The 21,669-nt window shown below is 63.3% G+C and carries 34 protein-coding genes; 1 reads left to right on the forward strand and 33 read right to left on the reverse strand.

Annotated features, from left to right (window positions below):
• Window positions 1-33: 33 nt before the first annotated feature.
• The 6 genes from M1R55_RS29940 to M1R55_RS29965 all read right to left on the reverse strand — a co-directional run bounded on the left by M1R55_RS29940 (window position 34) and on the right by M1R55_RS29965 (window position 6,588).
• Window positions 34-393 (reverse strand): hypothetical protein, encoded by a 360-nt coding sequence (locus M1R55_RS29940; RefSeq protein WP_249396640.1) that lies wholly within the window; start codon window positions 391-393, stop codon window positions 34-36.
• Window positions 394-448: 55 nt separating this feature from the next.
• Window positions 449-2,071 carry a S49 family peptidase gene (locus M1R55_RS29945; RefSeq protein WP_249396641.1) on the reverse strand — a complete coding sequence of 541 codons (1,623 nt, stop codon included), beginning with the start codon at window positions 2,069-2,071 and terminating at the stop codon, window positions 449-451.
• A gap of 36 nt (window positions 2,072-2,107) precedes the next feature.
• The gene (locus M1R55_RS29950; RefSeq protein ID WP_249396642.1) at window positions 2,108-3,526 is read right to left on the reverse strand and encodes a hypothetical protein; all 1,419 of its coding nucleotides are present in this window, start codon (window positions 3,524-3,526) and stop codon (window positions 2,108-2,110) included.
• Window positions 3,527-3,700: 174 nt separating this feature from the next.
• Window positions 3,701-5,473, reverse strand: a complete 1,773-nt coding sequence (locus M1R55_RS29955) for a hypothetical protein (protein WP_249396643.1) — start codon at window positions 5,471-5,473, stop codon at window positions 3,701-3,703.
• The gene (locus M1R55_RS29960) at window positions 5,470-6,369 is read right to left on the reverse strand and encodes a terminase small subunit (protein ID WP_249396644.1); all 900 of its coding nucleotides are present in this window, start codon (window positions 6,367-6,369) and stop codon (window positions 5,470-5,472) included. The genes M1R55_RS29955 and M1R55_RS29960 overlap by 4 nt, the downstream gene beginning before the upstream one ends.
• 36 nt (window positions 6,370-6,405) lie before the next feature.
• On the reverse strand, window positions 6,406-6,588 hold the full coding sequence (locus M1R55_RS29965; RefSeq protein ID WP_249396645.1) for a hypothetical protein: 183 nt from the start codon (window positions 6,586-6,588) through the stop codon (window positions 6,406-6,408).
• A 600-nt stretch (window positions 6,589-7,188) separates the two neighbouring features.
• Between M1R55_RS29965 and M1R55_RS29970 the strand changes: the two genes are divergently transcribed.
• Window positions 7,189-7,422 (forward strand): hypothetical protein, encoded by a 234-nt coding sequence (locus tag M1R55_RS29970; protein WP_249396646.1) that lies wholly within the window; start codon window positions 7,189-7,191, stop codon window positions 7,420-7,422.
• Here the strand turns inward: M1R55_RS29970 and M1R55_RS29975 are convergent.
• The 27 genes from M1R55_RS29975 to M1R55_RS30105 form a co-directional block, all read right to left on the reverse strand.
• The gene (locus tag M1R55_RS29975) at window positions 7,419-7,619 is read right to left on the reverse strand and encodes a hypothetical protein (RefSeq protein ID WP_249396647.1); all 201 of its coding nucleotides are present in this window, start codon (window positions 7,617-7,619) and stop codon (window positions 7,419-7,421) included. The two genes, M1R55_RS29970 and M1R55_RS29975, sit on opposite strands and share 4 nt — an antisense overlap.
• Window positions 7,620-7,684: 65 nt before the next feature.
• A complete protein-coding gene (locus M1R55_RS29980) occupies window positions 7,685-7,918 on the reverse strand; it encodes a hypothetical protein (protein ID WP_249396648.1) in 234 nt (77 codons plus the stop codon).
• Between the two features lie 88 nt (window positions 7,919-8,006).
• The gene (locus M1R55_RS29985) at window positions 8,007-8,609 is read right to left on the reverse strand and encodes an HNH endonuclease domain-containing protein (RefSeq protein WP_249396649.1); all 603 of its coding nucleotides are present in this window, start codon (window positions 8,607-8,609) and stop codon (window positions 8,007-8,009) included.
• 119 nt (window positions 8,610-8,728) lie between these two features.
• Window positions 8,729-9,841, reverse strand: coding sequence for a hypothetical protein (locus tag M1R55_RS29990; protein ID WP_249396650.1), 1,113 nt, complete (start codon window positions 9,839-9,841; stop codon window positions 8,729-8,731).
• The gene (locus tag M1R55_RS29995) at window positions 9,838-10,545 is read right to left on the reverse strand and encodes a metallophosphoesterase (RefSeq protein WP_249396651.1); all 708 of its coding nucleotides are present in this window, start codon (window positions 10,543-10,545) and stop codon (window positions 9,838-9,840) included. The genes M1R55_RS29990 and M1R55_RS29995 overlap by 4 nt, the downstream gene beginning before the upstream one ends.
• Window positions 10,546-10,746: 201 nt before the next feature.
• A complete protein-coding gene (locus M1R55_RS30000) occupies window positions 10,747-11,361 on the reverse strand; it encodes a hypothetical protein (protein WP_249396652.1) in 615 nt (204 codons plus the stop codon).
• Window positions 11,361-11,699: a hypothetical protein gene (locus M1R55_RS30005; RefSeq protein ID WP_249396653.1), complete on the reverse strand. Its 339-nt coding sequence runs from the start codon at window positions 11,697-11,699 to the stop codon at window positions 11,361-11,363. The genes M1R55_RS30000 and M1R55_RS30005 overlap by 1 nt, the downstream gene beginning before the upstream one ends.
• Window positions 11,696-12,163 carry a hypothetical protein gene (locus M1R55_RS30010; protein WP_249396654.1) on the reverse strand — a complete coding sequence of 156 codons (468 nt, stop codon included), beginning with the start codon at window positions 12,161-12,163 and terminating at the stop codon, window positions 11,696-11,698. The genes M1R55_RS30005 and M1R55_RS30010 overlap by 4 nt, the downstream gene beginning before the upstream one ends.
• Window positions 12,160-12,402, reverse strand: a complete 243-nt coding sequence (locus M1R55_RS30015) for a hypothetical protein (protein WP_249396655.1) — start codon at window positions 12,400-12,402, stop codon at window positions 12,160-12,162. The genes M1R55_RS30010 and M1R55_RS30015 overlap by 4 nt, the downstream gene beginning before the upstream one ends.
• A complete protein-coding gene (locus M1R55_RS30020; RefSeq protein WP_249396656.1) occupies window positions 12,399-12,698 on the reverse strand; it encodes a hypothetical protein in 300 nt (99 codons plus the stop codon). Before M1R55_RS30020 ends, M1R55_RS30015 begins: the two co-directional genes overlap by 4 nt.
• Window positions 12,699-12,821: 123 nt before the next feature.
• Window positions 12,822-13,553 (reverse strand): hypothetical protein, encoded by a 732-nt coding sequence (locus tag M1R55_RS30025; RefSeq protein WP_249396657.1) that lies wholly within the window; start codon window positions 13,551-13,553, stop codon window positions 12,822-12,824.
• Entirely contained in the window at window positions 13,550-14,068 is a 519-nt protein-coding gene (locus M1R55_RS30030; RefSeq protein WP_249396658.1) for a hypothetical protein, read from the reverse strand. The genes M1R55_RS30025 and M1R55_RS30030 overlap by 4 nt, the downstream gene beginning before the upstream one ends.
• Window positions 14,065-14,283, reverse strand: a complete 219-nt coding sequence (locus M1R55_RS30035; RefSeq protein WP_249396659.1) for a hypothetical protein — start codon at window positions 14,281-14,283, stop codon at window positions 14,065-14,067. Before M1R55_RS30035 ends, M1R55_RS30030 begins: the two co-directional genes overlap by 4 nt.
• Complete coding sequence (locus M1R55_RS30040) at window positions 14,276-14,689, reverse strand: hypothetical protein (RefSeq protein WP_249396660.1); 414 nt, start codon at window positions 14,687-14,689, stop codon at window positions 14,276-14,278. Before M1R55_RS30040 ends, M1R55_RS30035 begins: the two co-directional genes overlap by 8 nt.
• 9 nt (window positions 14,690-14,698) lie before the next feature.
• Window positions 14,699-15,361, reverse strand: a complete 663-nt coding sequence (locus M1R55_RS30045) for a hypothetical protein (protein ID WP_249396661.1) — start codon at window positions 15,359-15,361, stop codon at window positions 14,699-14,701.
• Window positions 15,358-15,597 carry a hypothetical protein gene (locus M1R55_RS30050; RefSeq protein WP_249396662.1) on the reverse strand — a complete coding sequence of 80 codons (240 nt, stop codon included), beginning with the start codon at window positions 15,595-15,597 and terminating at the stop codon, window positions 15,358-15,360. The genes M1R55_RS30045 and M1R55_RS30050 overlap by 4 nt, the downstream gene beginning before the upstream one ends.
• The gene (locus M1R55_RS30055) at window positions 15,594-15,932 is read right to left on the reverse strand and encodes a hypothetical protein (protein WP_249396663.1); all 339 of its coding nucleotides are present in this window, start codon (window positions 15,930-15,932) and stop codon (window positions 15,594-15,596) included. The genes M1R55_RS30050 and M1R55_RS30055 overlap by 4 nt, the downstream gene beginning before the upstream one ends.
• Window positions 15,929-16,171, reverse strand: coding sequence for a hypothetical protein (locus M1R55_RS30060; protein ID WP_249396664.1), 243 nt, complete (start codon window positions 16,169-16,171; stop codon window positions 15,929-15,931). Before M1R55_RS30060 ends, M1R55_RS30055 begins: the two co-directional genes overlap by 4 nt.
• Complete coding sequence (locus M1R55_RS30065) at window positions 16,168-16,566, reverse strand: hypothetical protein (RefSeq protein ID WP_249396665.1); 399 nt, start codon at window positions 16,564-16,566, stop codon at window positions 16,168-16,170. Before M1R55_RS30065 ends, M1R55_RS30060 begins: the two co-directional genes overlap by 4 nt.
• 85 nt (window positions 16,567-16,651) lie before the next feature.
• A complete protein-coding gene (locus M1R55_RS30070; protein ID WP_249396666.1) occupies window positions 16,652-16,906 on the reverse strand; it encodes a hypothetical protein in 255 nt (84 codons plus the stop codon).
• Window positions 16,907-17,011: 105 nt separating this feature from the next.
• Window positions 17,012-17,341 (reverse strand): hypothetical protein, encoded by a 330-nt coding sequence (locus M1R55_RS30075; RefSeq protein ID WP_249396667.1) that lies wholly within the window; start codon window positions 17,339-17,341, stop codon window positions 17,012-17,014.
• Between the two features lie 80 nt (window positions 17,342-17,421).
• Window positions 17,422-18,321 carry a 3'-5' exonuclease gene (locus tag M1R55_RS30080; protein ID WP_249396668.1) on the reverse strand — a complete coding sequence of 300 codons (900 nt, stop codon included), beginning with the start codon at window positions 18,319-18,321 and terminating at the stop codon, window positions 17,422-17,424.
• Window positions 18,318-18,530: a hypothetical protein gene (locus M1R55_RS30085; RefSeq protein ID WP_249396669.1), complete on the reverse strand. Its 213-nt coding sequence runs from the start codon at window positions 18,528-18,530 to the stop codon at window positions 18,318-18,320. Before M1R55_RS30085 ends, M1R55_RS30080 begins: the two co-directional genes overlap by 4 nt.
• Window positions 18,531-18,579: 49 nt before the next feature.
• Window positions 18,580-20,028 carry a helix-turn-helix domain-containing protein gene (locus tag M1R55_RS30090; protein ID WP_249396670.1) on the reverse strand — a complete coding sequence of 483 codons (1,449 nt, stop codon included), beginning with the start codon at window positions 20,026-20,028 and terminating at the stop codon, window positions 18,580-18,582.
• A gap of 251 nt (window positions 20,029-20,279) precedes the next feature.
• Window positions 20,280-20,531 carry a hypothetical protein gene (locus tag M1R55_RS30095; protein WP_249396671.1) on the reverse strand — a complete coding sequence of 84 codons (252 nt, stop codon included), beginning with the start codon at window positions 20,529-20,531 and terminating at the stop codon, window positions 20,280-20,282.
• Window positions 20,528-20,821 (reverse strand): hypothetical protein, encoded by a 294-nt coding sequence (locus tag M1R55_RS30100; RefSeq protein ID WP_249396672.1) that lies wholly within the window; start codon window positions 20,819-20,821, stop codon window positions 20,528-20,530. Before M1R55_RS30100 ends, M1R55_RS30095 begins: the two co-directional genes overlap by 4 nt.
• Window positions 20,818-21,630, reverse strand: a complete 813-nt coding sequence (locus M1R55_RS30105) for a phage antirepressor KilAC domain-containing protein (RefSeq protein WP_249396673.1) — start codon at window positions 21,628-21,630, stop codon at window positions 20,818-20,820. Before M1R55_RS30105 ends, M1R55_RS30100 begins: the two co-directional genes overlap by 4 nt.
• Window positions 21,631-21,669: the final 39 nt, after the last annotated feature.

Below are 21,669 nucleotides of genomic sequence, written 5' to 3' on the forward strand. Positions count from 1 at the left end.
GTGGGCAGACAGTGGGCGCGGCGAGAACCGGACTTAGAGACGGATGAACAGGGCTTTGGTGACCGCGTCGTACTTGTACACGTGCACGCGGGTGCCAGCAGCGCCGACTTTCACGCCACCTGCACCGTCCACCACGAGGTTTTGAGGGCCAAGGGGCACGGCAGCTTGCGCGGTCAGGGTCTGGGCGCCGCTGCCGATGGTGTTGACCAGGCCCTTGCGGTCGCTCTCGATGTTCTGGACCTTGCCGAACAAGGGATCGCCGTCTGCGCCGCGTCCAACGGTGCCTTCAGCGGTGTAGGCCACAGCGTCACCAACGACGGCTCCGGCAGCGATAACGAGGGTGGGGAACGACGTGGTGTCGTTCAGGTTGATGCCAGCAACAATAGTGCTCATGAATGCCTCCTGGGGCAAGAGAGGACGGAGGGCCGAGGATCAACGAACTGGGCCCTTACCAGCGGACAGGCTTGGGCCGACGCGCCGTGGTCTGGGCCTCGACAGGAGGGGCAGGATTGAGGTCCGGCTCTTTGCTCTGGCGGCCATTGGGGACCAAGGCATCACGCTGATCGCGGTAGCCGTGGGCCACTTCTTTCAACATGTCCGTGTCAAGGGCGCTGTTGGCCTTGCGCACGCGGGCGGCTTTGGTCTCATCACCGGTCACTGCGAGGGCCAGCGCTTCAATCTCGGAGAGCAGCTCGGTGCGGTAAGCGTCACCGTCTTTCGCCTGTGCGGCGAGGCGGCTCAGGCTGTCTGCACCCATGTCTTTGGGCTCCAGGCCCAACGCAGAGGCAGTGCTCTCGCGCTCCTGCTGACGGCCTGCAGCCACCGCGAGGCGGTCCTGCTCGGCGAGAAAGGCCTGAATGGCGGCGGTATCGGCGGCGTCGAACTCGTGTGCCGCGCCGCTGCGGTCTTTGAGGGTGATCTTCATGGGGGAAACCTCCGGGGAAGGGGCGGAAACCTGAATGCGGGCACGGGTGGCGGTGAGGCGCTGCGTGAGCTGGGCGAGGTCGTGACTGAGATCAGCGTCCGCGTAGGGCGCGGCGGACTGCAGCTCCGCTTCAAGCTGGTTGAGGGCGGCATGCTCTTCAGCAGCAGCTTCGGGGGTGAGGGAGACGCGCACACGCTGCTCGGCCAGGCGCAGTTGCGTCGTGGCTTCGAGCATGCGCGGCGACTGGGCGCGGCGGGCGGTTCGGGCAGGCTCACGGGCGGCGGCAGATTGCTGCTCACGGAGCACGTCGCCCAGGGTCGCCACCCGGTCGGCCAAGCCCACATCCACCGCTTCCTGCCCGAACCAGACGTTGCCGTTGGCGAGGGCACCCACAGCCGCCACTGTCATGGAGCGGCCCGCAGCAACTGCCGCCACGAAGTCGGCCTGAATGCGGTCAACCTCGCTCTGCCACTGCTCCAGCGCCGGGCCGTCCATGGCCTCGGTGGGTTGTCCCAGCGCTTTGCCGGGGTTGGAACGCACATAGGTGACTTTCAGACCCATGTTGTCGATGGCCACCGACTCATCCACGTGAGTACCGATCACGCCAATGGAGCCGATTTCGGCCCCTGGTGCGGCTACCAGTTCAGAGGCCTGAGCACCGAGCCAGAGGGCCGCGCTGCACATGACCGTGTTGGCGACAGCAATCACGGGTTTGACGTCTCTGGCCCGCCGAATGGCTTCCTCCGCCACCCGGATTCCGGTCACTGCGCCGCCGCCGCTCATGATGTCGAGCACGATGGAATGAATGCTAGGGTCGTCCGCTGCAGCAGAAACGCGGTCGGCCAACGTGTGGGGGTCGGTGGCCCCGCAGTATTCGGCCATCAGGCTGCCACGGGGCACGATGGTGCCGTAAATGCCGATGACCGCCACACCGGGGGCCGAGGCCTGGGCATCACCCTGCTGGGCGGCGCGATTGTCGCGCTCGGTCTTGAGGGTCTTCAGCGTCTCTTCTGTGACGTCCGAAGACAGGTAACGGTTGAACGTCGCCACCAGTTCACGGTGGTCGCGTTCCCGGATGGCCCAGGGGCTCCCCGCGAGGAGCGTGGTGACGCCCTGAAACCGGGCTGGACTGCGAATCTTGGTCACATCGGACTCCTGTGGAACTTGGGAGAGGCGGCGGGCTCAGGCGGCAGGCAGATCGGGCGCTTCTCTCACCTCCTTCAGCCCGGTCTGGTGGTAGGTGCGCGTGCGGCGGTCATAGGCGAACGCCATACGGGTCAGCGGTTCGCCATGCGCCGTGCGGGTGGCTGGATTGAGGGTGCTGGCCTCGGGAACCGGGCCGTTGGCACCCTCATCCCAGCGCTCGGCCCACGGCGGGGCCTGCGCGTCTTCCGCGTCGCCGAGATCGAAGGTGTCGGCGGCGCGTCGAGCGAAGGCGCGACCAAAGACCTTCTTCCCGATTTCCACCGTTTTCATGCGGGTCTGTTCGGTCTCCGCATCCACAGACGCGAAGCCGGACTGCGCCGCGCCGAAGCGCACGTACACCGTGGCAGGTATGCCCTTGAGGCGCAGGTGCAGGTTCAGACCGAACTCGATCTGGCGGGCAATCACGGCCTGAATGTTGGTGGCCCGCGCCTCCACCATCGGGTAGACCACGCGGGCCAGGGCCTCAGTCGCTCCATCCATCTGCCCGCGCAGGAAGGAGGTGGTGCCCAGCGCACTAAACACCCGGCGGCTGTTCTCCTTGGTGACGTCGGGAATCCCCTGCAGGCTGTGCGTCACGTTGGTCACGCTGAACTTGGTGCCGCTGGGGCCGACGAACAGGCCCGTTTCAGCCCGGTCGATGATCAGACTGAGCGCTGTTTCGAACCACTGCTGTTTGCGTTGCTCGAACAGGGGATCGGACTCACTGGCGACGCCCAGGTCTTTGGGGGTGGGCATGGGAATCTCAGCGGCCACCACCGCGACCTGGCGCATCAGGTCAATCACACGGTCAGTGGCCGCGGTCAGCCGGCGCTTGCGCTCCAGACTCTCTAGGGCGGCCAGGAACATCGGCACACCATAGGGACTGGCTCCTGCAGTGCTGAGTGGCGCGTAACAGTAGGTCAGTGGATCAAGCTGAATGCCTTCGACGCCCACCCCCACCTGTTCATGCCGAATGGCGCCACTGGCCGAATCGCGGACACAGGCGATGTCCTCGGCGGGCACAATCGCCACACTGGCGACGCCATCCCGCCCCGGCGTGGGCACCCACTCCAGGGAGCTGGCCGGAGAGAAGAGCAGTTCGCCGATCTGGTTGTTGATCAACCCATCAACGCCGCCGCCTTCCGGATACAGCCGCCCTAGCAGCAGGTCAAGCTCCTGCCGGGCCAGTTTGACGGCCCGTGCGCCGCCGACAAATTCCAGACTGTGTCCGGGATTAACGATGGCGAGGTAGTCGCCGTGAGTCCCAGCCACGTCCTCGTCACGCTGGGCAAGGCCGCGCAGGATGTCGGTCAGGCGTTTGCGGTCATCGTTGGGGTAGCCCGCGTAGGCCTTGTGCATGTAGCCCAGCCAGCTGTCATGGTCGTCTGGATCGCGGGAGAGGCGTTCGCCGCCCATCTCCCCTTTCTGCCGGTTGCCTGCACGTAAACCCAGGAGGGCTCCGCTGGCGAGGGTGGTGGCTCCCTCCCGGTGTTCTCTGGGGTGGATGGTGACAGGGCCACTGCCGACGTGAATGGGCGCATTCAGGAAGCGCCACGCATTGCCAAGCCAATCTCGTATGCCGATGGTGGATCACCTCCCTTTGAGCAGGTTGTTCATGGTCTGCATCAGGCCCACGAAGTCGCCCGCACTGCCGACCGCTTTGGTGGGTTCAGCCGGCGGCGTGATAGCGAAGGCGTACATCAGGCTCTCGGCATGATCCGGACTGGGCGCGTTGCGGTCGCCGCCGCGCTTGTCGATCAGGAGCCGGTCGGATTGCCCGATGCGGCGGGTGGTGGGCTGCGTCAGTTGTTGACGCAAGGTCTGTTCTTCTTCCGTACCACGCAGGGCAGTCAGGCTGATGCAATCTTCCGGTTCGTGGTGCGCGATGTTATGCAACACCTCATAGCTGGCCTTGAACCGCAAGAAGAGCCGCCACCAGAGTTCGGTGGCGTAATTGGCAAAGCGCTGGTGGGCGGGCGTGTCGGGCGCGTCCTCGTAGAGGGTTTCACTGGCCCGTTCACTGTTGGCGATGCCCTGTACCGCGTAAGGCACTTCGCCCGCGAGGCTGCGGCGCACCAGGGTGGCCGTGATGCTGGCGCCGACGCCCAGGCGGTCGTAATGCAGGTGCTGGAGACCGTCCCGCAGGGCGAGGTCGTGCACGCGGGTATCCACTGGGTGGGCCGCCGTGCCGGTCACGTCCTCATGGCGGGTGACGCGGGGGCCGTCGCGCCCGGTGTACACGCTTCTGTCGGCTCCCCCATCACTGACATCTAGTCCCCCGCTGCGCTGGCCGTTGCCGGGCAGGTCTAGCTCGAAGGCCGCGTCCACATACTGTTTGGGAATCAGGATGCCTTCCACCGAGGCGTCGTAATCGATGTCGATTTCCTGTGCCATCGTGACGGCCTTGAGATCCTTGCGCCGCTTCTGACCCTCGTACCAGGGATAGATGGTGACCAGCCTCTCGCCTGACCCGTCATTGACCCGCAACTGGGCGGTGAAATTCTTGTCGGGGTTGTCCTTCCAGAAGAAGGTGAAGACCTTGATGCGCCCGCCGAAGCGCTTCTGCGCGAACAGGTTGCCTCGACCACGCGGCGTGGAGAGGTAGAACACGGTTTCCACGTTCTGGCTGAGGGCGTTTTCCACCAGCATGGGCCGCTCGATGTTGGCGTGTTCGTCAACCAGGTACTCGGTGGAGCGCCCTCCGCGCCCGATGTCGTCGCCGCCTTCCCCCGTGATTGTCGCGCCATTGGCCGGATTCTGGATCCGCATAAAGGGCATGTGCTCGCTCTCGGCAAAGCCCTTGGGCAGCATGAAAGCAGGCAGGAAGCGAATGATGAAGCGGGCCTTTTCGAAGATGGAGTCGAGCACGCCGCGTTTGTCCACGAAATCGACCTTGCGGCTGCCGATGCCGACCTTCCAGCCGTCCCACCAGAGCCAGCGGCGGACAGCACGGGCCACGTAGACCCAGGTGGCTCCCTCGTCCCGGCTCTTCTCGATCAGGCCGGACTCGCGCCCTTCCACGCGGGCCTCACACCACAGCACGAATTCCACCTGCCGGGGCCGCAGCACCAGCGGCACATTGCCCGGCAGACCAATGGCGAGGTTGCGCGGGTCATACGTCCAGCACCAGTCGTTGATGAAGGCGATGGGATCCCGGATGCAGGCCGCGATGGTGGCCGCCTGCATGGCCGGGTCGTGAGCGATCCGGTTGAGGAGTTCAATTCGGCGCTTGACCTCTTGCAGGATTTCCAGCTGGCGCTGCTGGCGGTGCCAACCCAGCGTGACGTCAATGGCCTGGTCGATGTCGGTGAACACCGGGAAGGCCGACGCTGGGCGGGTGGGCATCCACGTGGCGGCAGTCATGATCCACTCCGGAGCTGGTCATAGGCCAGTAGCAGCTTGGCCATGTCTTCCGGCCCGGCCCCACGCACCTGCTCCAGTGGTGTGCCGTCGGGATTCTGCACGCTGAGCGTTTCTTTGTAGAGGCCGTGCACCTTGGCGGCGCGGTCGACGCCGTCCAGGAAGTCGTGCAGTTCGACCTGATAGCCGTACTTGTCGCGTTTGACGTTCTTGATAAAGCGGGAGAGGCCCAGCGCGTGGGCTTTTTTCAGGTCGATCAGGGGAATGTCTTGCAGGGTTTCGACTTCCACGATGGTGAAGGCATCGGGGTCACGGTCCAGCAGAATCTCCAGGTCCATCAGGCGCAGACGCAGGCGGCTGAGGCGCTGTTCAAGCGGCTTGAGTTCGGCGTCGCTGGCCTTTTCCACCTTCAGGTCTTCGACCGCTGAGCGCACGATGTCAAGTTCCCGTTTAACCTCGCCAGCCACCTCGTGAGCCGGACGCTCGATATGGTCGACGGTGCGTTGCCGGACCACGGTGGTGATCTGGGAACGGTCGAAGTTCGCCAAGGCCGCGATAAAGGCCAGGGTACGGGACGAGCTGATGCCCGCCGCCTCATATCCAGCTTCGAGCGCATCTTTGACCCTTTGTCTTGTTAGGATCGTGGACGCCTGTTCCGGCGCACTTTTGGCGCTGTAGCCCGCCGCAATGGCCGCCTGGGTGTTGTTATGTCCACTGAGGATGCCGAGCACCAGTTTGCGTTCCATCACGGTGCAGGCCCGCAGCGCTTCCTGGAAGCGGGTGTGTTCCGGAGTGAGGGGAATGGCGCGGTCTTCAGACTTCTTACCGATGTTGCCTTTGGCTTTGGAGGATGATCCCCGCGCCGACTTGCTGGCATCTGCTTTTTTCTTTTCGGTCACGGGGCATCACCTCCTCAGTCGGTGCACACGCACAGGTCAGCCGTGCTTGGTGCGGTCTTGCTCTAAACGTTCGATCAGCCCGCGCTCGCTCAGGCCTAGGCGGGCGAGTTCGATTAGGCGCAGGCTCTCGGCGTGGGTCAGGCCCTTTAGGTGAGTGGCGATCTTCCCCACAGTGGCGGTGGTGAGGGGGCAACGGGACGCGATCTCGGCATGGGTCAAGTGGGGACACCTCCAGCGGGTGGATTTGCAGCACAAAAAAAACCCGCCACAGTCGGCGGGCACAACTCGAATTGTTTGGGATGCAGGAAGTCTAGCGAGCGACTGCCAGGAAAATGTCTTTGAAGAGGAGACAACGGCGGGACTTGCACCCGCGCACTGGGCAGCGTCAGCCCTGTATCTCGCCCGTCGTGCTCTTCGGGGCGTTGCCGTGGGCATCTTTCTTCCCTCACACCTGCGAGCACGCCCGAGGTTTCAGCACGTGAGTGTCGCCTGTCTTTGGCCGCGTCAGTCGGTGGGCGCGGGGGCTGGCGCAGACTCTCCAGCGGGATTAGGTGTTGTAAGGCCAGCCGGGGCCGCCATCATTGTCTGTCTGATGCCCCTGCAAGCCCTGACGCCCCACCTGTTTCTCAGGGGCATAAGCACCGTGCAGGTGCTCAGCAGGGGTGGTTTCACGAAATACCCGCCTCTCTCCGCAATGGCAGCAAATCTGGGGGTATTGCGGGGGGATACTCGTGAGGACAATCCCTGTACCGTGCCAACAATGCGGGCAATGACTCATGGTTCTCCTCTGCCAAGTGGCTTGGCATGCTCAAATGCCCCATGCCTGTTCCTGTTATCCGCATTGAAGACGGCAAGATGTACCGCAGTATGGAAAGCTTCGCCTGGGTGGATTACCCCATGGGAAGCGCCTCCGACGAGGTCAAAGCCCTCACCGACGCCAGCACGAAGCATGAGCCCGTGCAGATCATCGGCCCGGAATTCAGCATCCAAGGCACCATCAGCGTCATGAGCATGGGAAATGGGGCCAAGTTCCGCGTGGTGCGCTCGGATTAACTGAAGACGACGGCCTTGTTCACCCACATGCTGGTTTCTTCCAGCTTGGTGATGGCGAGCGAACGTTCACGGCTGGGCGGCAACGTCTCGACAATCGTGTCGTGCACCTGCTTCAGGGCCGTCCGCACGGTTTCGATCTGCTGAACCTGCTCTGGCGTGGGGGGCTGGTACTCGAAGGGATGTTTGGTGTCGGGCATGGCAGGCTCCTGGGGTTGAGGGGGCAACAAAAAACGCCCCGAAGGGCGCACGTAAGCCAGTGGAATTATTCGGCAGGAGTGAAATCGACGTAGAACTCCTTGCCCGGCTCAAACATCTTGGCCGCGTCCGGGTTGGAAATGGTCATGGTGATCTCGCCCGCAGGCGTGTATTTCCAAAATTCTTTGTTCTCTTCAGAGCCGCTGTTGACCGGGTGCAGCTTGACCGATTTGCCGTGAGAAGGGTCGCTGGAGTGCAAGGTGACGGAACTGCAGAAGAACTTGGCGCGGGTCTTGGGCATGGTGAACCTCCAGAGGTGGGCGTGAACTCAAGACAAAAAGAAAGAAGTGTGCTGCATAGGCTGCAAGCACACTTCTTTGTTGGTCAGGCTAAGGTTGGTAAGTGGGGGCACGCCATTCGTCCGGCGTGCGATTCTTCTTATCAAAATTGCACGGGCGGCAGCTCAGCACCAGATTGTCATGCTCGTTCGTTCCGCCCCGTGACAATGGAATTTTATGTTCTAGGTCGTAGTAACCGTTGTAGAAGACATCGAACGACAACCCGCAGTAATAACAACGCCCTTGCTGCTGCTTGAACAACGCGGCAGGGATCTCAGGCAAGTGGGTCATGTCCTGGCCTACCCGCCGCGCCCTGGTCAAGTTGCTCGATGCTCTGCGCCTGCCCTCATGCAACAGGACTTGGCAATCCCGACACGTATGAGACAGGCGTTCGGGGTTGCGGTGGGCAACATGGAAGAAGTACTTGTCTTCCGGCAGATACTCCCCACAAGAGCGGCAGCGGCGCTCCTGGGTGCCGTCTGCGCCAACGCGGGTGGCGACAGGCAACTTCTGATTGACGGGCGGCACCTCTTGAAAAACTTCTGGCGCGATATGGCTGAGATCGAGAGGCTTGAAGGCAACGGGTGAGCTTTCCAACCGCTCCAGCCGTTCCTCAGGTGTTTCTGGCAAAGCCCCGATGTAGGCTCTCATCATCACCTCGCAGGCAGAAAAAAAGATTTTAGGGGGGCGCACTACACTACCGGTATCTTTTTATAGTTAACCCGTTTCGTTGCAGAATGTCAACCGGCAATTCTCACACAAGACCAATTCTCTCACACTCCGGTCAGGCGGCACAGCGCGTAGATCGCCAGTACCGCTTCCCGCAGGTCGCCGCTGCGCCGGGAGGCGAGTTGCATGGTGCCGCTGGAATGGGGCGTGAACACGTCCCCCAAAAATGCCCTCGTTACATAGCCGTGCCAACTCAGCGCCAGATTGGGGTGGCCAGCGGCGGATAGCGCGAGGTCGTAGAGCGCGTCCACGTCGCGGCGAGCTTCACTGCCTGCCCCCAGTTTCAGGCGGGCGGACAGGCTTTCGGCTTTCACCAGTCTTCCCCAGCCCCACGACTCCAGCAGGGCGTCGTACTCGGCGCGGTAGAGGTGGAGTTCCATAGCCTCACCCGGCACCTGCAGCTCTAGGCGTTCGGGGCTGGGGAACGTGCCGTTGGTGCGCTGTTCCTGCGGCGCGGTGGCTTGGGCCGTAGAGGGTTTGACCCCGAGCGGTGTCCACGAGCGGTGGCCCTGATGGATCCCCCACAGGGCGTGCGCGAGTGCATTGGCGGCGATGAGGGTGCGGTCACGCTCGCGGCGGGTCTGAGCGAAGGTTTCGGCGGGGATGCGCCCGGCGTCGGCAGCCACGCGCTGCTGGGCCAGGCGAAGTTGCTGAGCAGGCGGGGTGCGCGAGAGCGGGCGGCGGGCAGCTTCCTCGGCGAGGGGCAGGCGTCCAGGAGTGCGCTGACGGCGGCAGACCCGGTCATACGAACGCTTGGCCTCCGTGAACGTGCAGGTCTCTCCTGCCCGGCGGGCCTTCCACATCTGCCTGACGAGCTTGCGGCGGGACTTCTGGAGGGCGGCCTGGCGCTGGCGCTCTTTGGTCTCGCGGGCGAGCAGTCTCTCGTAGGGCACACGTACCTCGGCGCGGGTGGCCGTATCGCCGTCAGACCGGGCCGCCCACATCAGGGCCACCACTTCCCGGCGGGCACGGCGCAGGTCAGGCAAGGTGTCATCGGCCCACACGTTCAGGGCGTGGGCACGGGCACGCCGCTCGGCGGGGAGCGTCGCGGGCCGGGCGTGGTAGGTGGCCTGGAACTCTTCGGGCGTGAGGAAGGGGCCGGTCTGGGAAGGGTCAGTGGGGGTCAGCGGCGGCTCCTGTGGGGGCAAAGGGATCATGACGAGGCAGGGGCAGGCGGGGCAAGTTCTAGCAGGGTGACGAGGAGCGTGTCCAGATCGAGCACTGCGAGCTGCCCGGTGTGGAAGGCGGCGCAGTCGAGGTACAGGCTCTGGGTCTGATCCGGCCAGTCAAGGCGGGTGGGCAGCGCGAGGCCGTCCGGGTGCAGCGTGGGTGTGGGCGTGTGGCCGTGCACGGCGAGGGTGCAGCCGGAGGGGAGTGGGGCGCGGCCTTCCTGTCGGCACTGGTCGGGCCGCTTCCAGAGGTGGTCAGGTGCGTTGCCCCAATACCCTTCCAACAGGTGCGGCGCGGCATGAGAGAGGTAGACGTGCCCTACCCGCGTCCAGTGCGTGAGGTGGTCGCGCATCCAGCGGGCGTCGGCATAGGCAGCTTCAAGAGAGGGCCACTGGGAGAGGATGGTGAAATCCCAGAGGGCGACCACGGCATGCTCAATTGGGCGGGGCTTGCCGTCCATCTCCAGCATCGCGTGCACGAACATCGCGTCGTGGTTGCCCCACAGGGCTTCCGCGCGGCCCGCATCCACGAGTTCACGCACCTGCCGGAGGACACCGGGCGCGTCCGGGCCTCGATCAAGGTAATCGCCGAGGAAAATAAATTGACGGTCTGGGTATTGCGTTGTTGTGGCGGTCAGCAAGTCCGAGCAGCCGTGCAGATCAGGGATCACGAGGGGCAGACGTGGGGTCAAGTGTCCTCCGAAAACTCAGTCTTTTCGAAAAGACTGGAAGGGGCGGGGGCGAAAAAGACTGTCAGGCACGGCGAATTTGGAGAATAGGCAAGGGGCGTTTTACATGAGAAGCACTTGGCGATCTCGCCTTCAGATGTCCGGGTGCTGACGTGCAGAACCACCCCGCAAGCCGGACAGTTCAGCGAGGCCGGATGGGGCGGGTCAGGGGGCATCGGGCAGCCACACGCCCAGCAGCGGGCCTGTCCAGAGGGCGAGCGGCTTCAGTTCCCAGTTCATGGCGCGGTCGGCCAACATGGGCAGGCCTGCACCGGGTGGGTTAAGCGTCAGGCTGGTGCTTAAGAGCACGTAGGGGTGACCCAGCAAGGTGACGTGGCCGCGCAGCAAGGCGGCCCGGTGCGGCGCGAGGTGAACGCGGTAGAGCTCCAGCGGCACGCGCAATCTCAGTCCGAGATACGGCGGCTCGTAGGGGCGCATGGCGTCGTTGCCCAGCCAGTGGGGGAAGGCGATGAGGCCCTCCCACTCCGGATGCGGGCGGGCACGGGCCAGCAGATCATCCAGATCCACCGGGTCATGCGGCGCGGCCACTGGAGGCGGGACTTCAGGAATCGGCGGAACCAGTAGGATCGGGCGCACCGGTTCACCGTTCAGGGCCGCGCCCATGCGGGTCACCGTGTTCAGGAGGGTGGCCTGATCGGTCAGGGTGAGCGTCTGCCCCCGGCGCAAGGCCTTGGCCCAGATCTGGCAATGGTGCCAGGGGACGAAGTGCTGGGCGTCTTTGATCCAGCTTTCCAGCAGGGCCAGGGTGCGGCGGGCCATCAGGGGGCCTCCGGAAGCGAGAGCAGCGCCGTCAGTTTCTGCTGGATGGCTTGTAGCTCAGCAGGCGTTTTGCCCTCCAGCTGTTCCGCAAGGCCGTCCAGCAGCTCGGAGTTGAGGCGCTCGGCCTCCACCGCCTGGTCATGCTCGGCGTTCAGGCGGGCGCAGAGGTCGGTGGCGAGCGTGTCGGCGTCGGGCAGAATCAGGCCTCTGCGGTTGTGGTAACTCTCGTACACCGCGAGGATGGTCGCCCGCTGCTGGGTGTCGAAGACTTCCATGACGCGGGTGCCGCCACCCTCAGCGGGGCGGTAGGTATAGCGGGGAGAGGGAGTCACAGTCACGGCAAAACCTCCTGAAGGGTCAAAGTGAGCGAGTGGGACTGCGCCATCTCCTGCACGACGGTGAGGCGGCGCACACAGCCGCCCAGGCCGAACTCCCCATCTGTGTCGTCATGGATCACGCCCAGGGGGATGAACAGGCCGCGCTTCTGGCGCTGGGCCTGACGCACCAGTTCGAGATTGGATTTGGGGCGGGTCAGCGAATCCAGCAGAAATTTGCAGGCGCCGACCTTGGAATCCACATCGAAGGGATACGGCGTCCAGAGCACCACGTCGATTTCCACGTAGCGCAACGGCGTGGCAGGGCGCTGGCCGGTCTTCGCCAGTTCATAGGCCAGCTTGCCGCAGAGGTGGTCTCGGCTTTTGGCGCGGGCGTGTTCGTTCGTGCGCAGCATTTCGTTCACGCTCATCAGGCGCACGCGGGGCAGGTGCAGGTGGATGCGGCGCAGTTCGGGCGTGGGGGTCAATTCGACTCCTCGACGATCAGTGCGGCGGCGCGTTTGGCCTGCTCGACGTACTCGGGCTTCAGGGCCGTCAGCCCGTAGTTTCTGAGGGCTGCCTTGGTGATTTCGAGCGCGGCGAACTGCTGGGGATTCAGCCGGTGGGAGGCGGCGGGGCGCTCTGGGCGGGCCAGGGCGTAGATCAGTACCCCGTAGCCGACAAACAACAGGAAAATAATCAGCAAGGCCAGATTATTGGGGTTCAAGGCATGCCTCCAAACGCGTCCAGAAAGGCCCGCTCGTGCCCGGCCAAGCTCGGTACCGGTAAGTCGTGCAGGTGGGTCAGCAGGGCGGTCAGGGCGGCGTGTTGTTCCGGCGTCAGGGGCAGCACCGATATTCGTAGTACTGGGCGCCCTACGTGGTGGGCGGGCAGCACAGGCAAGTCCTGTGAGGCCAAGTACCGGAGCTTTTTGCAGATGGCCGCCCGCTCGGCTTCCAACAGGTCGTCGGGCTGAGGCAGCAGCGCGCTGCGGGAGATCAGGGGCGGCAGGAGCGCGGTCACAGGTCACACCCGAAGCCCCGCAGGATGTCGTCCATAGCGACCGGGCGGGACGTGGGATGGGGGCGGGACGTGGGATGGGGCGGGGCTTGACCGGACGGCAGAAGAGGCGGCGCAGGAAGGCGATCACTTGGGCTCCTCTGGAGTGGATTGGCGCTGCGTCTCCAGCGCCGCCACCAGTCCGGGCAAATGGTTGTGGTCTGGGCCGTGTTCGTTCAACCGCTCGCGGTGGTGGGTCAGGAGGTCAATCAGGGAGAGACCGGGGGGCGCGGCTGTCGGGCGTGGAGCGGCATAGAGGGGAAACAGCATCTTTCCCGGTTCAGGGCAGACCCATTCCACCTCCGGCGGCCAGGGCACAATCTTGGCCCGCTTGGGCCGCCAGCGGTGCCACTTGGCGGGCACGGGAGCATAGACGGCCTCCACCGCTTCAGCCAGCAGCACGCCGCCGGCGACGCCCAGCACCCGTCCAGTCACGCGGACGTGGAAGGTGACGGGATCGAGATCCAGCACCGCGCCTGCGGCTTGGAGTGCGATCACGAACGGTTTGTCGTCTGACACCGCAGGGCAAACCTTGACGCGAATTACCCCTTCACCCCGGTCAAGCTTGAGCAGCTGTCCGGTCACACGAACGCTGGAGCCGTTGGGGACACGGGCAGGCTTGACGTTTCGGCGTAGAGCAAACAACTCGCGCAGCGTGCCGTCTGGCCGGGTGCGTGGGTAAGCTCGAACCGTCACCCGCTGCGGGCCGGTCAGTTCCCAGCGGGTGCGAATGCTCAGACCTCCAACAATGATGCCGATGGGACCAGGCGTGGCCCAGCCGGTGACGGTGACAAGGGCGGAGTGGGGGAGGGGCTTCACAGCTGCTTCCTGAGTTCTTCGTGCCCTTGTGCAATGCGGGCCCGCTCTCGCTTTTCGAACGCCTCCAGCTCGGCTGACTGGCCCAGCCCGATCCGGAAGCGGTAGATGGACAGGCCGACGCTGACGCCGTACCAGTGGGCTAAACCGCCTCGGCGCCCGAAGCTCCACCCGAAGTGGCTGAGGAATTCTTTCCAGCGCTGACCAGGCTGAGCATGCCTTGCCGCTCGCAGGCCTGCACGAAGTCCGAAATTCCGCTGGGAGGACCGGTCAGCAGTGGTGACGTTCCGTTTGCCTGGGTAAGTCCCAGCCCAGTGGACGCTGTTGATGGGCCAGTACCGCCGCTCGGTGCTCCGGACGCGTAGTGCTGCCGTAGCGAAGTGCGTGTCCAGTCCGTCATGGCTCCGTGCACGTCTTTGCCCTGCAAGATCGCGCTGCAGCTCTGTCACCTGTTTCCGGAGGGCTTCGAGTTCTGTGGTAGAAATGAATTCAAACGTTTCCACGAGTTCAGGGCTCATCGCCGCCCGCCTTTGCGGAGGGCCGGATGCCCCTGCCGGTTGTACCTGGCCTGCTGGTGCTGATCCTGCTTGACCATCTGATCGAACTTCGCGTTCCGCACGATGTTCGCCAGGGCTTCTGGCCGGTAGGGGTACCCTGCTGCCGCCATGCCCCCCGCCTGCGTTTCGATGACCGCGACTTCCTGCTCGGTCAGGCCCTCTCTCCAGTCAGTCATCCTGTCTCCAGTCCAGCGCCACCTGCGCCTGCTCCGGCGTGATGCGGAGAATTCCTCCTTTCGCTAGTGCCGCCGAGATGGCCTGGGCACGCGCAGAGGGCGGCTCAGAGTCTTTGGAGGTCAGCACTTCCACGACGTGCCAGACGTAGGGGCCACTCTGAAAGCTGCCGACGTGCCGCTCATGGGCCAGCAGGGTGTCTCCGGTGCCCGCCATGCGGAACACGCGCATTTCGGTGTCAAAGGGTTGAAACTGGGCGTGGCGCACCCACAGGCAGGCGACGCCGCCCTGCTCGCCCACCAGGACGGGCACGGCACCCGTAGGCAGGGTCAACGCTGTGGTGTGCCCCACTGGGCGCAGAACGTATTTGTAGATGGTCTCTGGGGGACACTCAGTGGTGTCAGTCATGCAGACCTCCTATCGGGGAATGGGAAAACGGCGCTTGGGCTTTTTGCCCGGCGCAGGCTGGGGTTCAGGGGCCTCTTTGGTGAGACTCAGGGCCGGATGGGGGAGGAAGACAGGGCGGGCGTGACGATCAGCCGTGAAAAAGACCGGGCTGATCTTCAGAGCGGAGGAAGAGAAATACACTGGCGTGCCCTTCCGAAGGGCCCCAAGCGCTGGAGCTTGCTCGGTGGACTTGTCCGCAGCCGATGGCCAGATGATTGGGGCGGGCTCTTCCTCACGCTCCCGCAGCCACGCCGCGATTCGGATTGCCTCGGTGCGGGTCAGGGTCTCATCGCCGTGCCCATGTGACCGGAACGCCCATTTCAGGTCGTCCACCCGGCCCCGCTCTTTGTACCAACTGCCCACCAGCAGACCAGAGAGGCCGTAGCCAAACCCATAGAACTCGTCGTATTCAGGGACGGCCACCACCAGCGCCCCGTAAGTACTGATGTCGTCGTTGCGGTAGTGCAGCGACTCCCGTCCGTCGCCGTCAGAGAAGGCGCGGCGGATTGAACTCACCAGGCCGCAGTTCCAGTTGTTGCCGCTGAAGGTCTCGTCTTTGAAGGCACATCCACGCGGGTCACCGAAATGGGCAGGCTGACGCTCTAGGCCGCAGTGTTCACAGGTGTCGGTCATGGAATCACCCTTCTTAGGTCGTATTTGGGGTCAGCGTCCCCGATATGAAGCTCTTTCCCACCCGGCCCCTGCACGTACCAGACGGTGCCGCGCACCAAGCACCAGTGGGAGCGCATTAACGCAACTCCGCTGTAGCGCCCCGGCATGAAGCCCAACGCCTCGTTGTAGCCATCAGGAAGTTGAGGCACCGTAAAGGTCACCTGCTCCCCGTCTTTCTGGGGCCGGAGATCGGTCATGAGGAAGCCTCTTGAATGCCTTGCCCCGCGTCCCCGGCATGGAAGTGCAGCCCGTTCAGTTCTCGGCGCACGGCCTGCGCGGTCAACATCACCAACCTGGTGTCGGGGCTATCGGTCAGCACGCCCAGCGCCGCTTCGAGCACCTGCACCGCCCGCTCCAAGTGCCCGAAGTCACTGGCCCGCTCTAGCGCCTGAAAATCAGGTTCGCGCAGAATAACGAACGTAGCGCGCTTGAACTGCAAACGAGCGTAGGAGCGGGGCTCAATGGAGTCCAGGTGCTCACGGGGGCGGATGCGTAACGCCTCAAACGAGTCGAAGCTGGGGCCTGGCTTCATCGCCGTACCCGGCACTGTTGCCGCAGTTCACGCAGAATGATCCGCTTCAGTCGGCGGCGCTGGCGCAGGCTGAGTGGGGGCCTGGGCGCAAGAATAATGGGCAGGCTGGCCCGCAAGCGGTGCACGGTAATGCGCCGGGTCAAGTCGTCCAGAAACTGATCAAGCTGGGCATTCAACTGAGACAGGGGCGCGTCCACTAGACCCTGCATAGCGGCATTGAATTCGCGCAGGGTGGTCATCGCCGCACCACACCCATGAGGCGGCCTCCCTCAGCCAAAGCACTCGCCAACTGTTCCAGGCCGCCTTGAGACAGACTGTTGAGATGCTGCTCGATTCGGAAGCGGGCGCGACTGGCCGTGAGCTGGGCGTCACGGGCCGCAAAAAAAGGATCGAGCGCCGCGTCCGGGGCCTTGCTCCCGAACATCTTCTGAAACTCGGCGTACTCAGCCTCTGTGAGCGCGACCTTGGCAACGGCGAGCATCCGCGTCAGGTGCACGGTCAGCTCCATGAGCAGCAGCACAGGCGCGGCGCCAATTTCATCGTGGTAGGGCGTCAATTTCTTCACCAACGCCTCAAACTGGGGCGGCAGGGCGTCCAGCTCAGCTTCGATTCGGGCTTCTATCGCTTTGGACACAGGCACTCCTTCACGGCAATGGGCAGCCCGCCGAGGCAGGGGGCCAAGGCGGGCAGGGGTGAAACGGATGGATTGTTAGGAGTGTTTAAGCACCAGGATTTCCTGAACTGATTAGCGAGAAATGATAACTAGAACCAGAGGGACGGACTTTGTGGCTGGACTCCACCACCAGAAACAGCCATCGTCCGGCTTCCGTTTTCAACAACACCTTTGCGTCCTCCCTGCTGGCCTTGAGCAACGCCGCCAAATCTTCTGGCGACAGATCGGCATTCGTCAGGGTAATTTTTTGTTCAGGAGGCGTCAGGCGTCCAACGCGAAATTCACCGGCAAGTTCTCGCATGCTTTCCATCCTATCCAGTCAGGGTCTTGAATTCTGTTGCAACGCTTCACTCAAGACGACGCATTGCTTGAGTCAAAGCCGAGTTTTCGACGGTTCATGAGAACGTCAGGCGCGGCGGGAAGGGGGCAACGCTTGGGCGGACGGCGAGAGCGCCCGAATCAGCGGGCTCAGGGTGACGTGACCAGGCAACACCGAGGCACTGACGTACACCCGGTAACTCTCGAAATGAGCTGCCTCATACGGCCACTCGATAATGATCGACATCTGGGGCCGCATCAGTACAACCTCAAATCTACGGAACACCCTCTGAAGGTAAAAGGCCTGAAGCAACGACAGCAACGCCTGCACTGCACCCGGTTCCCCTGTTACTTCAAAACTGCCGTCAAGGTCAATGAACTCCGGGGAAGGCAAGGACAGGTGGTCAAGCTCCGACACAAAATCAGGTTCTGCCCGCTTCTGAGTGACCCTCAGATCCTTCGCCGAAAGTCTGAGCTTGCTGAGATCCACGCCCTCCGTCATTCCGGCCATTCCACGAAATCTTTCGGCACGTCAGCCACGGTCAATACAGGCCACTCACGGGTAGCCACTGCACTCACCAGGCGAGCCAGGGCCTGCGCGCCGCCGAGTGCCCGGTGGGTGGCCGCTTCCGGAGGGACACCCATCTGACGGCACGCTCCGAGCAGCGACGCCCAGCGCCAGTCCCCGTGATAGTCCGACCAATCGCCGTGCAGCGGGCCAAACGCTTCCATCGCGCAACGCCATATGGGCGGGTTGTCCTGCGGAGGCAGCCCATGCGCCTCGTCCGAGGTCTTCAGGCGGGCCTGATCAAAGTCGGCGTTGAAGGCGACAATCCGCCGTCCGTCCAGCCAGGGCCGCAGCTGCTGGGCCACCTCTGTCCAGCTGGGGGCATCCGCGAGCTCCGCGTCACTCAGGTCATGCACGGCCTGCGCCTCTGGCTCCACCGGAATCGTGGGCCGGACGAGACTGTGAAACTGCATGTGCCCGTGCCGGTCCACCAGGGCAACCTCAATCACCTGTCCGGAGAGGCCAGTCGTCTCGGTGTCCAGGTACCCGGTCTGAGGGTCGTCATGCCAGAACCGGAAGCGCTTGACCGCGCGATCCACCGCGTGCTGGTACATCTTCAGGGCGTCCTGTTCAGCCTGGGCGCATGCAGCCTGTCGGCGGGCTTTCTCTGCCAACTTCCGGGTCTCGGTGGCCTGGAGACCTGCGGCCACCCGCATGGGATCGACTGGCCGCACCTGCGTCACGTCGTACAGCTCGCAGGTCAGATACCCCTTCCGGGTGCGATACCGATACTTGGCTACCGGTTGACCCACCGGCACCACGCCTAAATTCTTCAGGCCGGTGCGGTGGTTGAGGCCGTCCGGAATCCGCTCGTGCACGGGCAGGGTCATTTGGGTTCCTTGACCTTGAACGGCACCGCATCGGCTGTGGCGTACAACGCCGAGGTGCGCTCCATATTCGGCCCCCTAAAGCGGAACAGGGCGGCCACCAGTTGGCCCTCGGCGGGTTGCAGGCCTGCGGTTTCTAGGGCTTCAATAGTCGCGAGTTCAGGCGGATGCGTTTGCTGATAGGTGGGAATTTTCATCTTGCGTTTGGGCATGGGCGCGTCCTCTGCCCGCCTTGGCGCGGGCCAGAGCGGGCATGTGGGGTTAATCGGCAGCGTAAGCGGGGCGGCGGTACTTCAGGGTGATGTCCGTGACGCTCAGGGTGTCTTCGGTCTTGAGATGCAGCAGCGGCGTGCTGCCGGGGCGCTCCTGGACTTCCACCACATCGACCACCTGATTCGGGTTGGCCCTCAGCTCCCAGAGGCCGAGATATTTGGAAAAATCCACGCGGGGCGCAGCTTCAACAGGTTCAGCGGGTTGCTCAACAGAAGCGCGGGCGGGTTCGTTCTTCACGTCGTAGGCGCGGCCCTGAGGCGCGGGGACGCTGAATGCTGCGCCCTCGATAATGGCCTGCGTGATCGGCGCACCGATCAGTCGGTCGAGCGCCAGGGTGCTGAATTTGGCGAACCCACCTGGGTTGCCCGCATCCAGCTTGGCCGCCGCCGAAGCCAGCGTCAGTTCCTCATCGGTCAGGCGGGTAAGCAGGTCACGTGGGAGGCCGCCCGTCTGGGTGGCGGTAGCGAGCTGAGCCATCAGATGAGGCAGACGGCTCTTATGGCTGGCACTGAGTAGGGCGCGGAGTTGGGGCATGCGCTCGGGATCACGGGCAGGGCGAGCATTCAACACAGTGCGAGGAATGGCCGCCAGTCCCAGAATCGCGTATTTCGGCGCCGGGCCGCCCGCCGGAACAGTTTCAGATGACGTGGTGCCATTCTCTGGCTTGCCTTGCTCCTGAGAGGAACCTGTAAAGAACTCGGGCAGGTCATCGCCGCCTTCCGGGTTTGAATGCTCTGCCGGGGTGGTGTTGGAGCCGTTAGGCGAAAAGGCAGCAGCGGCATCGCTGATCGGTGAACTGATGAGCGGGCTTTCCGGCTCCTGCGATGGTGCTTCAATTGAATTAACTTCAAAAGATTGAAGAACTTCAGTTGAAGTAACTTTGGGCACGCTGGGCGTGCTAGGTGGCACGCTGGGCGTGCTAGGGGGTAGCACGGTGGGCGTGCTAGGTAGCACGGTGGGCGTGCTAGGTAGCACGGTGGGCGTGCCACCTTTTGCCGCCTTTGCGTCAGCTTGCCGCTGCACTTGAGCCGCTTCAGTTGCCTCTTCAAGTGAGGCGCGTCGTGCTTTGAGCTCATCCAACCACTGGCGGCGAGGGGTCAGGGTGTAGACATTGGTGTCGTGCTCTTTCATGCCCTTTTTGCTGCGGTTCTGTTTAATAACCAAACCCGCGGTGACCAGTTCCTTCATGGCAAGCATGGCCTTGTTGCGCAAGGTTAACGGGCTGGCCTCAGGGCCGTTTGTGGCCCGAAAGCAGGCCTCGCCGATACTTTGATACGACGGGAAGATTTCCCCGTTTTTTCCTGCGCGGCGAACCAGGTGGGCGTACACCCGGAAAGCCCAGACACTGAGGGGGGCGTCATCCAATTCCCAGTGGATTTGAAAGGGGAGATCATCCCGGCTGTCTTCGACTTTGAACGTGTCTCGCTTGGTGCTCACTGTGGTGTCCTCAGGGCCGAAAATTGAGGGCCTCCCTTCACAGGGGGTAGATCAACGCTCTGGATACGTTGACCCTAGCGCCCATGTCGGCTAACATAGGTGCAGGCCGTAATCCCGTAAGGGATCTGCCAGGTGTTAAGGGCCTCTGCTAAAAACCCTTTGTTGTACGGACGCTCTAGTGTTTCCAGCACTGGGGCGTTCGCCTTTTGGTCATCCTGCTCAAGTTGACCTACTCGGTTACGCTCAGCGTATCACTTAAAGCTCACATCCGTTACGTTTTGGGGTTGCTTCGGGTACTCCGCTTTCACCGCTGCCATCACCTGTTGCGCCTCGCTCATCCTCAGTCCGCGCCAGTGCAGGAGCTTGCGGCCCAGCACGCGGTTGCTGTACTCGGTGAAGGTGTACAGCCGGTGCTCCTTGGCCCCTTTGGGCACCGGCAACCGCTCACGCATGAACGTGGCGAACTGCTCCTGCTGCAGGTCAGTCAGGGGTGGATCGTTCATGACGTCCGCCGATCGTTGAGGATGTCTTTCAGGCTCCAGCCATCAGGTCCGGTCTGCGTGACCGTGAACGCCTGCGTGTTGCGCACAAAGGCAAGTTCATTGGTCAGGCGGGTGTTTGCCCGCTGGGAAACCGACAAGTCGTGGGCCAGGGTCTTGGCTTGCTGGTTGCTGGTTTCCAGCTGGGCCTCAGCGGTTTTCCGTCGCTTGATCTCAGCCCGCAGGTCAAGGCTCAACCCAACAACCAGTGACACGGACAGAATGGTCAGGAACAGAAACAGGGCCGTCATCATGCCTGGGCACCCGAGCCGGGAGGCAGGGCAGGCGGCATGGGTAGGAGCTTTTCCTCCCGCATTTTGCGATCGAGCCAGGCTAGTCCTTTCGGCGTGATCCGGGGCGTGTAGGTCACCGCTTTGCCGTCGGGGCGAGGCCGGGTGATCACGTCGAAGTAACCAGCGTCCAGATATTTCTGGTACGGGATGTTGTGGTGCTCTGCACCGCTGCGATTAGCATCCATCAGAATCTGACGGTCTCGCAGCAGCTGGAAAAGACGTCTCTCGCCCGTGCCCAGCAGCTTGGCGGCATCGGACACGCTGTAGCTGCCCTCGGTGGCCATCAGCGCCTGAAACTGTTCGGCCTTGGGTGCCAGCAGCGCGACCTGCTCTTCGGCCTGAGCTTGGGCGGCGAGGGCCTGGCGCTTACCTTCCATCTCATTGGCCCAGGCGCGGGCCGCCGCCACTGGATCACTGAAATTGGGGAGCGCCAGTACCTGTTGCCGGTAGCGCTTCTCGGCCTCAATGAAATATCGCCGAATTTTCTTGCCCGTGGGACTGCGCTCCAGCATCGCCAGCTCTTTGGAAAGGTCAATGCTCAGCCAGTAGTCGCGCCGGGGCGTAGGGTTAAAGCCGCTCGCCAAAACGGGCGAGCCGTCCAGCACAACGAATTCTTCTCCTTCGGTGGCGCCCGATTCTTCCAGGCGGCCCCGAATCCAATTGCTGAAGTCCCGGCCCACTTGAAGGGAGGCATGCAACGTACGGGCGTCCACCCACAGTTGATCGCCTTCCTGATGAATGGGCACAAGGTCAGAGAGCGGTTCAGTCATAAGCGTCAGCTCCTTGCCCTAGCGATGAATGCTGAGGTT

It is taken from the genome of Deinococcus sp. QL22, from assembly GCF_023370075.1.
Taxonomy (GTDB): domain Bacteria; phylum Deinococcota; class Deinococci; order Deinococcales; family Deinococcaceae; genus Deinococcus.